This window comes from Epilithonimonas tenax DSM 16811 (assembly GCF_000428485.1).
GTDB lineage: Bacteria > Bacteroidota > Bacteroidia > Flavobacteriales > Weeksellaceae > Epilithonimonas > Epilithonimonas tenax.
In genome coordinates this window covers 1-15,318 of record NZ_AUAA01000028.1, presented here as the reverse complement: position 1 = coordinate 15,318, position 15,318 = coordinate 1, and the positions used below count along the sequence as shown (strand labels likewise).

General features: G+C 38.5%; 16 protein-coding genes. 6 read left to right on the top strand and 10 right to left on the bottom strand.

Going from position 1 to position 15,318, the window contains the following annotated elements:
* Window positions 1-86: 86 nt before the first annotated feature.
* The 5 genes from F564_RS0112815 (at window position 87) to F564_RS21230 (ending at window position 3,521) form a co-directional block, all read left to right on the top strand.
* Window positions 87-605, top strand: coding sequence for a DoxX family membrane protein (locus tag F564_RS0112815; protein WP_034981551.1), 519 nt, complete (start codon window positions 87-89; stop codon window positions 603-605).
* Between the two features lie 347 nt (window positions 606-952).
* Window positions 953-1,525: a 1-acyl-sn-glycerol-3-phosphate acyltransferase gene (locus F564_RS0112810; RefSeq protein ID WP_028123001.1), complete on the top strand. Its 573-nt coding sequence runs from the start codon at window positions 953-955 to the stop codon at window positions 1,523-1,525.
* 2 nt (window positions 1,526-1,527) lie between these two features.
* Window positions 1,528-1,959 (top strand): PaaI family thioesterase, encoded by a 432-nt coding sequence (locus tag F564_RS0112805; RefSeq protein ID WP_028123000.1) that lies wholly within the window; start codon window positions 1,528-1,530, stop codon window positions 1,957-1,959.
* Between the two features lie 15 nt (window positions 1,960-1,974).
* Entirely contained in the window at window positions 1,975-2,952 is a 978-nt protein-coding gene (locus F564_RS0112800) for a chorismate-binding protein (protein ID WP_028122999.1), read from the top strand.
* 218 nt (window positions 2,953-3,170) lie between these two features.
* Window positions 3,171-3,521, top strand: a complete 351-nt coding sequence (locus tag F564_RS21230) for a hypothetical protein (RefSeq protein WP_394330636.1) — start codon at window positions 3,171-3,173, stop codon at window positions 3,519-3,521.
* On the opposite strand, the gene F564_RS0112790 is transcribed toward F564_RS21230, so the two are convergent.
* From F564_RS0112790 to dnaG, 10 genes are all read right to left on the bottom strand, one after another.
* On the bottom strand, window positions 3,453-4,025 hold the full coding sequence (locus tag F564_RS0112790; RefSeq protein ID WP_028122998.1) for a hypothetical protein: 573 nt from the start codon (window positions 4,023-4,025) through the stop codon (window positions 3,453-3,455). The genes F564_RS21230 and F564_RS0112790 overlap by 69 nt on opposite strands.
* Before the next feature lie 54 nt (window positions 4,026-4,079).
* Window positions 4,080-5,459, bottom strand: coding sequence for a nucleoside permease (locus F564_RS0112785; RefSeq protein WP_028122997.1), 1,380 nt, complete (start codon window positions 5,457-5,459; stop codon window positions 4,080-4,082).
* 24 nt (window positions 5,460-5,483) lie between these two features.
* Window positions 5,484-6,089 (bottom strand): bifunctional nuclease family protein, encoded by a 606-nt coding sequence (locus tag F564_RS0112780; protein ID WP_028122996.1) that lies wholly within the window; start codon window positions 6,087-6,089, stop codon window positions 5,484-5,486.
* Between the two features lie 355 nt (window positions 6,090-6,444).
* Window positions 6,445-7,395 carry an electron transfer flavoprotein subunit alpha/FixB family protein gene (locus F564_RS0112775; protein ID WP_028122995.1) on the bottom strand — a complete coding sequence of 317 codons (951 nt, stop codon included), beginning with the start codon at window positions 7,393-7,395 and terminating at the stop codon, window positions 6,445-6,447.
* Window positions 7,396-7,491: 96 nt separating this feature from the next.
* A complete protein-coding gene (locus tag F564_RS0112770) occupies window positions 7,492-8,238 on the bottom strand; it encodes an electron transfer flavoprotein subunit beta/FixA family protein (protein ID WP_028122994.1) in 747 nt (248 codons plus the stop codon).
* Window positions 8,239-8,544: 306 nt separating this feature from the next.
* Window positions 8,545-9,246: an SDR family oxidoreductase gene (locus tag F564_RS0112765; protein ID WP_028122993.1), complete on the bottom strand. Its 702-nt coding sequence runs from the start codon at window positions 9,244-9,246 to the stop codon at window positions 8,545-8,547.
* A 52-nt stretch (window positions 9,247-9,298) separates the two neighbouring features.
* Window positions 9,299-10,681: a dipeptidase gene (locus F564_RS0112760; RefSeq protein ID WP_028122992.1), complete on the bottom strand. Its 1,383-nt coding sequence runs from the start codon at window positions 10,679-10,681 to the stop codon at window positions 9,299-9,301.
* Window positions 10,682-10,822: 141 nt separating this feature from the next.
* Entirely contained in the window at window positions 10,823-11,080 is a 258-nt protein-coding gene (locus tag F564_RS0112755) for a hypothetical protein (RefSeq protein WP_028122991.1), read from the bottom strand.
* Window positions 11,081-11,415: 335 nt separating this feature from the next.
* On the bottom strand, window positions 11,416-12,093 hold the full coding sequence (clpP, locus tag F564_RS0112750) for an ATP-dependent Clp endopeptidase proteolytic subunit ClpP (protein ID WP_028122990.1): 678 nt from the start codon (window positions 12,091-12,093) through the stop codon (window positions 11,416-11,418).
* 74 nt (window positions 12,094-12,167) lie between these two features.
* On the bottom strand, window positions 12,168-14,093 hold the full coding sequence (gene dnaG, locus F564_RS0112745; RefSeq protein ID WP_028122989.1) for a DNA primase: 1,926 nt from the start codon (window positions 14,091-14,093) through the stop codon (window positions 12,168-12,170).
* A gap of 207 nt (window positions 14,094-14,300) precedes the next feature.
* Here dnaG and F564_RS0112740 point away from each other — a divergent pair, with 207 nt between their 5' ends.
* Window positions 14,301-14,966, top strand: a complete 666-nt coding sequence (locus F564_RS0112740; RefSeq protein ID WP_028122988.1) for a hypothetical protein — start codon at window positions 14,301-14,303, stop codon at window positions 14,964-14,966.
* The last annotated feature ends 352 nt before the right edge of the window (window positions 14,967-15,318 follow it).

Here is a 15,318-nt window from a genome sequence, read left to right as displayed (position 1 = left end):
ATTTGAGAGTGGATTAGTCGAAAAGCGGGTCAAAAACTGTAAAGAGTTTCCGCTTTTCTTCAAATTCTCACAAAAAACTAAAAACTATGTACTCGAAACTGAGACAAAACAGAACGCTTACTCTAGTGATTATTGGTATTCGGTTTTTAGTTGGATTTGCATTTATTCCTTCGGGGCTTAAAAAAGTGCTTGGACAGAGATTTACAAACATTGGAACAGATCATCCAATCGGCTATTTTTTCGAAGCGATGTACAGGACAGGATTTTACTATGAGTTTTTAGGATTTTGTCAAATAGTAGCAGCGTTTCTTTTATTCACTCAGAAGTTTGCAACATTAGGCGCTTTGATATTTTTTGGAATTATTCTTAACATTTGCGTTCTTACGATCAGTATGCATTTTACGGGAACCTGGATCATCACTTCATTGATGCTTTTCGCGGCGGGTGTTTTATTAGCTTGGGACTGGAACAAACTGAAACCAATTCTAGGACTCAAAATCTCAGAAACATACGACTACAAGGAGCCAAATTACCAGTGGCAAATTGCAGGATTTATTTTATTTACTATTTTAATTTCAGGTTCAATATTATTAAAATCAAATTAATATAAAATGCACATCCATTCACCTTAAGTACCCTTAAAAACTAAAGCCTTTTGGACCTTACAAATGCTGTAATCTATCCAGCAGTCAATTAAAAAATTAATAATAAATTAACCAAATTATTATTAATAACACCATTTAATTGATTAAATTTGTTTCAGAAAACCAATTCATAAACAAAAAACTACAACATAATGATACAATTAGTCATTGCCATCGCCATCAAGTTGGTCGATTTCATCGCCAGCCTTTTTTGAAACGTAAAGAATATCGAGATATTTCTTAGAAAATAAACATATTTTGTAAATTTGTAAAGTATAGCTTTGTCGTTGTACTTTATTTTTTTGGCTATGAAGAAATTTTTAGGAAAAGCAATTCTGAAACTGATCGGGTGGAGAGTCGTTCTGCAAGGTGATGTCAACAATCTCAACAGATGCATTCTTGTTGTTGCACCACACACCCATAATACCGAATACCTATTAGGCAATCTTGCCTATTGGGCACTGGGTAAAAAACTGAAAGTAATCATCAAAGATGCACATACAAAAGCCTTTTATGGTGGTATCGTGAAAAGTCTTGGCGGAATCGGAATCGACCGATCTCAGAAAAATGATCTTATTAGTTTTGTAGCCAACGAATTCAAAAAGGATGATTTCAGCCTTGTCATTACGCCGGAAGGCACCAGAAGTTGGGTTCCGAAATGGCGAAAAGGTTTTTACAATATGGCGATGGCTGCAAAAGTGCCCATCGTTCTGGCAGGCGGCGATTACAAAAGAAAAACAATCAATCTGGGTTACGCAATTCCTTACGAGAAGTTGGAAACACATACTTTTGAAGAAATCATGCAGGAAATTCAGGATTTCTACATCAAATATGATATCACACCAAAGATTCCTGAAAACTGGAACCCACAAATCTATTAAGCATGCAAGAAGCTAGAAAAACAGAAATACTTGACCGCTTGAACAAAGCCAGTCAAAATACCTTAGGCGAGACGCTTGACATTGTTTACACCGATGTTTCCGATGATCATCTCACAGCAACAATGCCTGTAACACCAAAAGTACATCAGCCTTACGGAATCATGCACGGCGGCGCAAGCTGCGTTCTGGCAGAAACTTTGGGTTCTTGTCTTTCATTGATTAACCTTGATATTTCCAAATCTGTTCCCGTTGGTACGAATATCAACAGCAATCATTTGCGGGCGATAAGAGAAGGAGTTGTAACAGGAACTGCCACTTTCATCCGAAAAGGCAATACAATGCACGTGTCACAAATCGAGATCCGTGACGAGAAAGGACACCTGATCAACCACACGACCATGACGAACAACATCGTCCCCGTCGGGAAAGTTTAAACTGCTTCACTTATTATGCTCATTTTCAGATTGCCAGATTCTGATGTTTTTCACACGTTGGAAAACTCTCAGGAAAAACATGTATCATTTATCAGTTTTGACTCTAAGACTATTTTAGATTTCAAAGGTTCCATCACAGAAGTTTTGCGGGAAGACATTGAAAATCAAATTGTTTCGCCCAAAAACAAAAGTTCATTAATTGAAATCGGGAAAGAAAACCAGGATTCCTATGCGCTGAAAATATCTCAAGCCAAGGACTTTATCGAGAAGAATGAGCTGAAAAAACTGGTGCTTTCCCGAAGAAAATTATTAATGTATCTGGATATAGATGCGCAAAAAAAATTATCACTTACCAAAAGTTTCCTGAAATTATGCGACGGCTACCCTTCCGCGTTCTGTTACCTCTTTGAAAAAAACAACGAAATCTGGATGGGCGGATTTTCCGAAATTTTAGGAAAATTCGATAAGAAAAATAACTCATTTGAAACGATGAGTCTCGCAGGCACACTTCCTTTGGATGAAAACTGGACAGATAAAGAAATCGAGGAACAAAAAGCAGTGACAGATTACATCCAATCTATCCTCAGAAAATTCTCCTCCACCTTAAAAATCTCACCTACCAAAGATTTGATCTCAGGCAATATCAAACATCTGCAAACCAATTTCTCGGCCGAGATAAGCCCAGAAAGCCTGGACAAGATCATCTCAGAATTGCATCCAACGCCGGCTGTTTGTGGCTTCCCAAAAGAACTCTGCGCACAAGGCATCAAAAGTATAGAACATTTTAACCGCGAGCTCTACGCAGGTTACATCAAAGTTGACACAGAGGAATATGTTTATTATTTCGTGAATCTAAGATGCGCGAGTTTCTTCAAAAACTACGCATTTCTCTTTGTTGGTGGCGGAATCACCCTGAAGAGTGATCCAACAAAAGAATGGGAAGAGACAGAACTTAAATCTCTAGCCATTCAAAATCATTTGGTTTTCGAATAAAATTACATCAGCTTTTTCAGAAAAGACATTTTTTTCTCGCCATATGGTGGGTACACAGAGCCAAATATTCAAAATTTTACAAGATTTACGAAAAGCTATTTTGATTTTGAAATATTTCGTTAATTGTCTTGATATTAGTTATTTTTACATTAAAATAGTAAATATCAGAATATAAAATTAATCTTAAACAGGAATTCTGATCTTATGTTTTTTTTAAAATGCCTTTTGTATTTTACAGATTTTCAGGCTATGGCTTATTTGTTGGCTTTTGCTGGCTGGCTTATGATGCTTTCCAAAGAAGAGACCCCACTGGATGTGAAAGTTTTTGTTTCGATTTCCATTTTGTACAATCCTTTTTTCCAATTCCGTTTCCCCATTTTTTATGGTTGATTGTGAATATGGTGATCATCATAGGTATGATCCTGAATATTCTTTTTGCAGAAGACAATCCTTACGAAGACGATAAAAAAAAGATGACCGCTAAGTCATCTTTGTATTTTTTAAAAACCGACTTCTATTTTGAAGCCCGAATTTACTCTAATTTTCATCACATCTACCGCGACCTTTGATCCTCTTATTTTCAATATAAAAGAGTTCTGCTTCGATTTCAGATCAGCTATCAGATCGAGGTTAGCTACTGGTGTAAAACTTAAAGTCGTTGGATTAACATTGCCAGAGGTAGTCGCAATCAGTTTTGCAGCAGTATCTGGCGTTTTTAGATAAAGTTCCGCATCTTTTATAGCATCCAATTTTGTTCCACCTGTGGAAGAGACATAGATGATGCTAAAGTTATCAAGCTTTACCGACTTTAGATTATTAATCGAGAAAGATGGATATTCTTCCTTGATTTTCGCATCAAGATCAAGATTGACAGGAATTTCCGGATAGGTTACAAAATCTGTGGTATTGACTGTTGCAAAGGGGATTTGCGCATCAAGATTTACCGGAATGGTAAAAGGAATAGGAACCGAAATATCATCTATCAGATCTTCAACTTTACCACAGCTTGTGGCCACATTCCCAACCATCAGGAATCCCGAAATCAACATTATATTTGTGATTATTTTTTTCATAAAACTATTTTCTTTATAAACATACAAAAATATGCCAAGATAATTATCAATCTTTTAATGATTAATTGCTTCCACGTCAGCAACCGAATGTTTGTGTCTGAAAAACAATCCAAAAAGAATTGCTATCACTAGAGAATACGCTGCGAAGTACAACCATATATGATTCCAGTCCTTTACGAATACTGTGTTTGAAAGCGTTCCATCTGGATTGACAGCAGAGTTAAAAGAATTTTTCAAAATTCCTAAAAATGTCGAGTTGTCCGGTGTTGTCTCAAGATAAGTTGATAATTCTGTAACCGTTGTAAATTTGATTGTAAAGAATTTATCAATAGCCCAACCCGCGATGTAACTACCTAGAACAGCTCCAAAACCATTGGTCATCATCATAAACAAGCCCTGAGCAGACGATCTTATTTTTTTATCCGTTGTGGTTTCCACAAAAAGTGAACCCGAGATATTGAAGAAATCGAAAGCCATTCCATAGACAACGCAAGACATAATAATCATCCATAGCCCATTGACAGGATCTCCGAATGCAAAGAGTCCGAAACGTAAAACCCACGCAAACATACTGATGAGCATTACTTTTTTGATTCCAAATTTTCTCAGAAAAAATGGGATCGCCAAGATAAAAAGCGTCTCGGATATCTGCGAAATGGACATTATAATTGTGGACTTCTCTACTACGATTGAGTTGGCGTATTTAGGAAAATTAGCAAACTCGCTCAAGAAAACGTCTCCGTAAGCATTGGTCAACTGCAGCGCAGCGCCCAACAACATCGAAAATAAAAAGAACAAAGCCATTTTAAAATTCCCAAATAATTTGAAGGCGTTAAGTCCCAACTGTTCAGAAACAGGTGCACTTTTGTCTATCAATTTCTGCGGCGGACATTTGGGTAAGGTAAGCGCATACAAACCCAAAAAAATAGCAGCAGCACCACCGATATAAAATTGTCCTTCTGTGGCTTTATTCCCTGTCAGATTTGTGATCCACATTGCTACGATGAAACCAACTGTTCCCCAAACCCTGATTGGCGGAAAATCTTTCACGACATCCAAATGACTGTTTTTCAGAATTGTATAGGAGATCGAATTGGTTAAAGCAATGGTTGGCATATAGAAACACATGGCCAATAACATGATGTAAAAGAATGAATCCGGCGTTTCTGAATGGGGCAAAATAAACAGGACAACACCGTACAAAATTTGCAAAACAGAATAGATCCTTTCAGCATTCACCCAACGGTCTGCGATGATTCCTGTGATGGTTGGCATAAAGATAGACGCGATTCCCATTGTTCCGAAAACAGCTCCGAACTGTGCACCGTCCCAGTGCTTGGTTCCAAACCAGAAGTTGGCCATCGTTATCAGCCAAGCTCCCCAGACAAAGAATTGCAGAAAGCTAAGTATAGTCAATCGTAATTTAAGACTCATTATATAAAATGATATTAGTAGTGGTTAATCGATTTTTTTGTTTCTTCTTTTGATCTCCTCCTGTAATCTCAGCGCGGTGTCGTAATCTTCTTCTTTTACCGCATCCGCTAGTAACTGATCCAATTCTTCAGAAGAGAGACCAGAAAGATCATTGAAATTTGAGTTTGTTTCCAAATAGCTTTCTTCGTCGTCTACTTTAGGTGCTTCATCAAGTTCTAAAAGAATTCCCGCTTCATTCAGGACATCTGAAGTGGTGAAAATGGGCGCATCAAAACGGACTGCCATTGCAACGGCGTCGGAAGTTCTGGCGTCCAAAATCAGTTCTTCGTCTGATAGTGGATTCTTAAAATTGATATTTGAGAAGAAAACGCCGTCTTTTATCTGATAGATGATGACAGACTCTATCTTAAAGTTGGTGTTTTTCACAAACTGAGTGAACAGATCGTGCGTGAGAGGACGAGGTGGATTGATGTCTTTTTCTAAACCTAAAGAAATAGATTGTGCTTCAAAATTTCCAATAACAACAGGCAGTTTGACTGATGTTTCTTCATGTTCCAACAACAGTGCGTAAGCTCCCGACTGGGTCTGGCTGTAGGATATTCCCCGTATGATTAATTTTTTATAATCCATTTAGCAAATATAAAATTTTTTGTTAATTTTTGTTGAGAAATTGTTGATTTTTACGTGGTTTCGATTGTATTGCTGCAGAAAGTAAGATGTAAAAATTAATAAGTGCAAAATGCTCAACTATAATTAAATATAATACAGTGTTTTAGAAAGCAGAATCTTTGCAGCCCGGCCTGAGTGGAGCTCATTTTCTTTTTCGTTGTCTGAGCGTAGCCGAAGGCAACGAAAAAGAAAATAGCGGGAACGGAGGACGGATTAAGCTGCCCAAATCATTATCATATGGATTTTGTAAAAAATTAAAATGCCTAAAAAAAACCTGAGCCAATGACTCAGGTTTTTGATTGTATTGTGAGGATTGTTAAGCGCCTTTCAAAGCTTTGATCTTCTCTGTCAGTGCAGGAATAATCTGGAAAGCGTCGCCCACAACGCCATAATCTGCAGATTTGAAGAATGGTGCCTCCGGATCGTTATTGATCACCACAATCGTTTTGGAACTGTTGACACCTGCCAGATGCTGGATGGCGCCGGAAATACCAACTGCGATGTAAAGATTCGGAGATATAGCTTTCCCAGTCTGCCCTACATGCTCATTGTGGCCTCTCCATCCGATATCGGAAACTGGTTTGGAACAAGCTGTTGCTGCGCCTAGAACGTTGGCTAACTCTTCGATCATTCCCCAGTTTTCCGGACCTTTCAGACCTCTACCAGCGGATACGACCACTTCTGCTTCCTTAAGATCCAATTTCCCGGAAGACTGCTCGTGGTTGATCACCTTTGTATCTTCGTTGGCAATGCTCAATTCCTTCACTTCTTCTGAACCAGAAGCTGGATTTTCTTTCACACCATAAGCATTCTGAGAAACGGTGACAATCACACCTGCTGCATCAGCTTTGGCGTGCATAAAGCCTTTTCCAGAGAAAGCTCTTCTTTTCACCTGAAAAGGGGAAGTGCTTTCCGGAGCTTCTATCACGTTGGTAATCAAAGAATAATTCTTTTGAATTGCCAACATTGGCGCCACAGAAGAAGCATCTGTTGTGTGCGGAAAAACGATCACGTTACCGTCGAAAACCTCGTTCACCGCTTGTGCGTAAGCTTTTGAACTGAAGTTTTTAAGACCTGCATCTTTTACATTGATGACCTTATCTGCGCCATATTTGTAAAGTAGATCGGATGAGTCTGAAGGATTGATGGAAACTGCAGTCACTGAATCGCCTGTTTTTGCTGCGATAGCTTTTGCATAAGAAACGGCTTCAAATGCTGCTTTTTTATAAATTCCGTTTATATTTTCTGCGTATACGAATACTGCCATTTTGTTTGTTTTTTTTAGATTAAAGATTATAGACGGATAGATGATAGACGCTGATAAACCTATGATCTATTCGTCTATTATCTCAATGTCTTTATTTTATATCACTTTTGCTTCCTCGTGAAGTAATCTTACCAACTCGTCCAGATTATCTGCAGAAACCAATTTTACAGCGGCTCTAGCAGAGACACTGTCAAAAGAAACAGCTTCTACTTTCACTTCAGCATTAGAAGGTTCTACAACCACTAATGCTTTTGTTCTTGCAGACATAATACCTCTCATATTCGGGATGATGAGATCTTTCTCATCTACCAGACCTTTTTGTCCTGCAACAACAGCCGGTAATTTCACAGAAATGGTTTCTTTACCACCTTCGATCTCTCTTACAGCAGTGGCTTCTGAACCATTAATTTCAAGACCAACACTTGCATTCACAAAAGGGAAGTTAAGCAATTGCGCCACCATTCCAGGAACTGCGCCACCATTATAATCGATGGATTCTTTTCCCATCAGGATCAATTCGTAACCGCCGTCCTGCGCTACTTTCGCAATTTCTTTTGCTACAGAAAAGCTGTCTTTCGCGTCTGTATTGACTCTGATTGCATCATTGGCGCCGATGGCTAAAGCTTTTCTGATCACGGCTTCCGTCCCTGCATCGCCCACATTCACAACAGTAACAGTTGCGCCTTGGGATTCTTGTAATTTTATAGCTTTGGTCAAAGCAAATTCGTCCAAAGGATTGATCACCCATTGGATTCCGTTTTTGTCGAATGCAGACTTGTCTGCGGTAAAGTTAATCTTACTTGTGGTGTCTGGTACACTACTGATACAAACTAATATTTTCATATGTAATTTTTATTGTTTTTTATTTGCCAAATGTTATCGCTCAATTATAAACAAATATTCGTTTTTGAATTGCGGCGATTTCATTTTGTTGTGATATATTTTATTATATGAACTTCGCTAATTTATATAAAAAATGCTATGCATGCATAATTTATTGTTATTTATTAAATAGGATTCGCTAAGTCTTTACCAATCGGGTATTTAGAATATGTACAAATAACAAAGTCGATGAACATTGACTATTTTGCTCAAAAACGATCTGCATTTTTGATAACTCAAACGAGACAAATTTCCATTCCTTACGAATTATTTCTTAACCTGACTTGGTCTTACCTCTATTTTACTTGGCAACATCCGCGGATTCATTTTCAAAAGATCGAGAATCAGATTTCCCAAATCTTCCGGCTGGATTTTCCATTCATCTTTTTCTGAAGGGATATTTCCATTGAAATGCGTGGCCACAGAACCTGGCATAATCGTAGAAACCTTGATGTTAAATTTCCTCAGGTCGATCATTGCCGCTTGAGTGAAGCCGACTACGCCAAACTTGGAAGCGTTGTATCCCGCGCCATGTTCAAAGAAGTTGGTGCCGGCAAGACTGGCGATGGTGATGTAATAACCTTCGGATTTTTTCAGTTCTTCAACCGAGGCTTTCAGTGAGTAGAAGCAACCTGTCAGATTGGTTTCCTGCATGGCGTTCCAATCTTCGATACTCAATTCATCAACCGGTTTGAAAATACCTAAACCTGCATTAGCGATTACCACATCCAAACCTCCGAATCTTTCGACAATTTTTGACACCGCATTTTCTTCATCTTCAAAATTTCTGACATCTGAACTGACTCCGAAAATACTTTCGGAAATGATTTTAAGATCAGAAACAGCTTTGTCCACATCTTCCTGTTTTCTGCCGCTGATGGCCACTTTATGACCATTTTTCAATAACACTTCTGCGATTCCGAAACCGATCCCTTTGGTTCCGCCTGTGATGTATATTACTTTTGACATTTTTTATTTTTAATATTAAACAAAAAAGACAGCACAAACTGTCTTTAATTTTTTATCCTTTTGCATAAAATTCGAAGAAATAAGGAATACTTTCTATTCCTTTATAATAGTTGTAAAGTCCGTAATGCTCGTTTGGTGAATGGATCGCGTCTGAATCCAAACCAAATCCCATCAAGACAGATTTTGCGCCCAACACTTTCTCGAATAAAGAAGTGATCGGAATACTTCCGCCACTTCTGTAAGGCAACACCTCTTTCCCGAAAGCTTTTTCCATCGCTTTTTTGGCTGCCTGGAACTCTTTGGTATTGCTTTCCAAGACGTAAGGCATTCCGCCGTGGTGCGGCGTCACTTTTACTTTCACACTTTTTGGTGCGATCTTTTCGAAGTATTTTGTGAATTTTTCTGTGATCTCTTCCGGTGTTTGATTTGGAACCAGCCTCATGGATATTTTAGCAAAAGCTTTGGAAGCGATCACTGTTTTTGCACCTTCGCCAGTGTAACCACCCCAGATTCCGTTGACGTCCAAAGTAGGTCTTATGGAAGCTCTTTCCAGAGTTGTATAAGCTTCTTCTCCCTGGATATCATTAAGTCCGATTGATTTTTTGTAAGCTTGCTGGTCGTCTTTCAGTTTGTTCATTTCCGCTCTGTCTTCCTCGGAAACGATCAACACATTGTCATAAAAACCATCAATGGTGATGTGTCCTTTTTCATCAATCAAATCGCCGATTAATTTTGACAAGACATTGATAGGATTTGGAACAGCGCCTCCATATAGTCCGGAATGTAGATCACGGTTTGGACCTTCTACTTCCACTTCCACATAACTTAAGCCTCGCAAACCTGTGGTCACCGTTGGCTGTTCGTTTGAATAAATATGCGTGTCGGAAATTAAAATGACATCGCAGCTCAATTTTTCTTTGTTATCTGCCAGGAAATCTGCCAGACTTGCAGAACCGACCTCTTCCTCACCTTCTATCAGAAACTTGACATTACAAGGCAAAGAATCTGTTTTCATCATCGCTTCAAAGGCTTTCACGTGCATAAAGAATTGCCCTTTGTCATCTGCGGAACCTCTTGCGAAGATCGCGCCTTCCGGATGAAGCTCAGTGGTTTTGACCACCGGCTCGAATGGATCACTTGTCCAAAGTTCCAAAGGATCAGCCGGCTGAACATCATAATGCCCATAAACCAAAACGGTTGGCAAATTGGCATCAATGATTTTCTCTCCAAAAACGATTGGATAGCCTTTGGTTTCAAGGGTTTCTACGTTGTCTGCTCCGGCAACGGTCAGATGTCTTGCCACTTCGTCTGCACATTTCAGCACTTCTGATTTATAGGCTGGATCTGCGCTGATGGAAGCGATTCTAAGGATGTCGAAAAGTTCGTCTAGGAAACGTTGTTTGTTTTCGTTGATGTATGTTTGTGTTGTGCTCATTATTGATGATAAATGATGGTTGGTAAATGATTATAATCCATGATCCAAGATTTTGAAACTTTGATCCTGTAGGTTTGTAAAAATAAAAAATGTCTTGCAAACGCAAGACATTTTTTATGATAATATTTTTATAAAATCTGATTAGTGCTCAGCTTTTGGTGCTACTGCAGTTGCTGGTTTAGCTTCTGGAGCAACAACAGCTTTTGCGGTATCAGCTGCTACTGTACGGATTGCAACAGTTGTGTCAGCTGTAGGTTTGTACGTTCCGTGTGGTGCATTGGGGTCATCGTATCTTACGACCTCATCTGTTTTTACAAGACGGCCTTTATTCCCTCCGGCAGGAATGTCACAAGAAACAACTAAAATAGCGGAAGCCAACAATATCACTGATTTTTTCATGTCATTAAATTTAATGGGTCAAAAGTAGTGAAAAAGGAATTTTCGGCAAAATTATTTTTTGTAAAATGTACAATGTACTAAGTACAAGGTAAAAAGTTTTGTGTATATAGCTGCATCTATGATGTAGAAAGGTCTTTAGCAATGACAAATCTTCAACTTTGCGCAGCGCGCCCCGACCTGAGTGGAGCTCATTTTCTTTTTCGTTGTCTGAGCGTAGCCGAAGGCAACGAAAAAGAAAATAGCGGGAACGGAGGGCGGAAAAAGGCGCCCAAATAATATGTATAAAAAAACCTGACTCGTATGAATCAGGTTTTGTTGTATTAAATTATTGCTCATTAGGCTTTTCTTTCCAAAACTTCGTCTACCATTCCGTATTCTTTGGCTTCGGTAGAGGTCATCCAGTAATCTCTGTCAGAGGCTTTTTCTACCCATTCGTAAGTCTGTCCGGAATGGTCGGAAATGATGTCATAAAGTTCTTTTTTCAACTTCAACATCTCTCTCAAGTTGATCTCCATATCGGAAGCTACACCTTGTGCGCCGCCGCTTGGCTGGTGGATCATTACTCTTGAGTGCTTCAATGCGGAACGTTTTCCTTTTTCACCCGCTACCAAGAGAACTGCGCCCATTGATGCTGCGATTCCCGTACAGATTGTCGCTACGTTTGGCTTGATGATCTGCATCGTGTCGTAGATTCCCAATCCTGCGTAAACGCTTCCACCAGGGGAATTGATGTAGATCTGAATATCTTTTGCGGAGTCTGAACTTTCCAAGAAAAGTAACTGAGCTGTCACAATATTCGCCACTTGGTCGTCGATGCCTGTTCCTAGGAAAATGATCCTGTCCATCATCAATCGGGAGAAAACGTCCATCTGTGCAACGTTCATTCTGCGCTCCTCCATAATATAAGGCGTCAGGTTGGTCGGGTTAAACATGCCCATATATTGATCTGTAACCAGACCGTTGTTTCCCAAATGTTTTACTGAGAAATCTCTGAATTCTTTTTTAATGTCCATATTGTATGTGGTTGTTTTTATAAATCTATATTGCGTTTGCAATTTCTATTCCTTTGCTAAGGTAGGACTTTCTGTCACAAAATACGAAATAACTCGCTGTCTAATTTGTTTTTTAATTGGGACAGAATAATAATTTGTTGGTAGATAGGTGTTCCGTCTTCTTCGCCGGTAAGAGAATTTTTGAGGTCATTTATGAGTTTTACAACATATTCTCTTTTGTGGCGCAGAACGACATCGGAGACCATTTTCGGGATGACTTCCTCTTCTGAACTGAAATAGATATTATACTGATTCCAATTGCTGGTCTGGTAATTATCGATAAGCGCATTGGCCAGTTTACCGGAAACTTCCTCATCCATAAAATTGAAGAAAAACTTACCCGAGCGTAGTTCCTTCTGCTCAATCCCTTGTTTGATCTCAGAAATTATTTTTTGATTGATATGGAGCTGGATTTCATAATCATCCTCGTTGAGATGGTTGATGATTTCTTCTATCACTGTGATCTGATAGTCATTTCCCTCGTGGTCTTTCCTGTTGATAATCAAGTCACCAAATTTGAGCATCAAGTCGACCAGTTTTTCCTCCAGCATCAAAAGTGGATTGATTGAAACAAGCGCTTCCTGAACAACTTCTAATTTCTGTGGCACCTGCTTCTCGGGAAACGATGAAGACCTCCTCTCTTGTTCTGCAGAGCTTTTGTGGATCTGAAGTTCATTGAACAAACTCTGTTCGCTGAGACCAAATTTATTTGAAACTTCTTTCAGGTAAACCTCCCGTTTTAGTCCATTTTGAACAAATGCTACGGATTTTACGATATCACGGATGGCTTCCGCTTTTTTAATAGGATCGGTTCCTGCGTCTCGCAGAAGAATCTCCGCTTTGAAATCTATAAAATCTTTGGCTTCTTTATCAATGAAATTCTCCACATACTCCTGCGGATGTTTTCTGGCAAAAGAATCCGGATCATCGCCGTCGGGGAAAAGCAGAACACGGATATTCATCCCTTCAGAGAGCAACATATCAATACTTCGGAAACTGGCTTTGATTCCGGCATTGTCACCATCAAAGAGAATGGTTACATTTTCCGTCAGTCTCTTGATGAGTTTAATTTGTTCAGTTGTAAGCGAGGTTCCGGAACTGGCCACGACGTTTTCGATACCTGACTGATGGAGGGACACCACATCCATATAACCTTCTACCAATAGGCAGAGGTTCTTTCTTGAGATGGCTTGCTTGCCTTGATTTAAGCCATAAAGAACATTAGATTTATGATAAATTTCGGTTTCCGGAGAGTTGAGATATTTCGCAGTTTTGACATTACTTTTCAGAATCCTGGCGCCAAAACCCAGAACGCGACCAGAAAAACTATGAATCGGGAAAACCACACGATCACGGAATCTATCGATCCCGGAAGGTGAATTTTCTGGAAATATGGAAAGTCCCGATTTTTCCAATATCTCTTTGGAATAGGCTTTATCAAGGGCAAATTCTGTGAAGGCGTTTTTCTTTTCAGGAGAATATCCCAGTTGGAATTTTTTGATGATATCATCCCGCAATTCTCTTTCTTTGAAGTAAGAATAGGCGATCATTCTGCCTTCTTCCGACTCCCAAAGCTGTTCCTGAAAAAATCCGTTGGCAATCTCGTGGATCTTATACAGGATATCCCGCTCTGTTTGTGCCTGTTTCTGCTCTTCGGAATATTCCTTGATATCCTCCTGAATTTCGATGCCGTATTTTTTTGCGGCGTGGCGAAGGGCTTCTGGATAGGTAAAATTCTCGATTTCCATCAGGAAAGAAATGGCTGTACCTCCTTTTCCGGTGGAGAAATCTTTCCAAATCTGCTTGCTTGGTGACACCACAAAACTGGGTGATTTTTCTTCGTGAAAAGGACTCAAACCCTTGAAGTTGGAGCCTGCTCTTTTCAGCTGTACATATTCTCCGATGATCTCTTCCACTCTGATAGTTGAAAAAATCTGATCTATGGTCTCTTTTGTAATCACGGTGTAAATTTAGAATTTTAAATTAAAATGAGGGGAAGCACTACTCTAAAAAACATTATTTTGGATTGCGAAACAAAGTCATCAATATGTAAGGAAATATGAACCAAATATCAACTAAAAGTAACACATTGATAAATTCTATAACAGCCATATATTAATATTATCTATTATCGTAAAATAAACAATTATTTGTATTATTTTTGCAAAATGATAGAAGACACATGGTCTTTCAGTATACAAATGAGAATGGGAAATGTTTTACGATATAAAGTGAGGCTTGTTTTCGCGATTGTGCTGTTTTTAAATACCATTCTACTTAGCGCTCAACAGTCTTATCCGCAACAAAAAACGGACTCGGAACCTGTTATAACTGTTTTGGGCGAAGCAGTGATCTATTCAAAAGATGAGGCTTTTAATAAGCAAATCCGCAATAATAAAAATCTACAATCACACTCAAACATAGAGATTTCTGCAAACAGCAGTTTAAAAATAAGTGCAAAAAAAGTAGAAAAAAAAACCAAAACACCAGCTTCTTACCAGAAGAAAAAAAGAAACAAAAGCTTATCTACAAGGGAAGACATCGAAAAAAAACACCAATCTAGCCTTCCTAAGAAAGAGATTGAGATAAGAATCAACAGCAAAGATGGGACAACGGCCTTCTTTTCTGATTCTTCTAACCAACACATTTCTTTTATACCGCCCAACAACGATTATTCACCATCCAGATTTTTGACTGAATCCTGTTTTTATCAGAAAAGAACATCTGTCAAATTCTGGAATCATATTGATTATTTTTATAAAAACATCAATTTCAAACAGCAAACAACGCTTAGCAAATTCTCTGTTAGGCCTCCTCCTGCCTTGCTTTCATAATTCATTTTCATCCATCGTCTGTATGGTTTTCACAACCCTCTACAGTACCAATTATCAACATTTACAATTTCATGAAAAAATTAAATCTATTTTAGAGCCTGTTTAAAAATTAAATTAGAAAAATTTGTAAGGAGTGGATCTGTAAAAAAATAATTTAAAAAATTGATTGTCAGTTGTTTATGTAGATTATTTTTCGTAACTTGTTGGTAACTAATCAATTAAGCTACGGTGAAAAATTACTCTACAAACATTTCTGACAATCAATGGCAATTTATAAAAAAGACTTTAAACTTCAATAACAGAAAACGAAAATATGATTTAAGAACCATTTGGGATGCCATTATGTATTTAG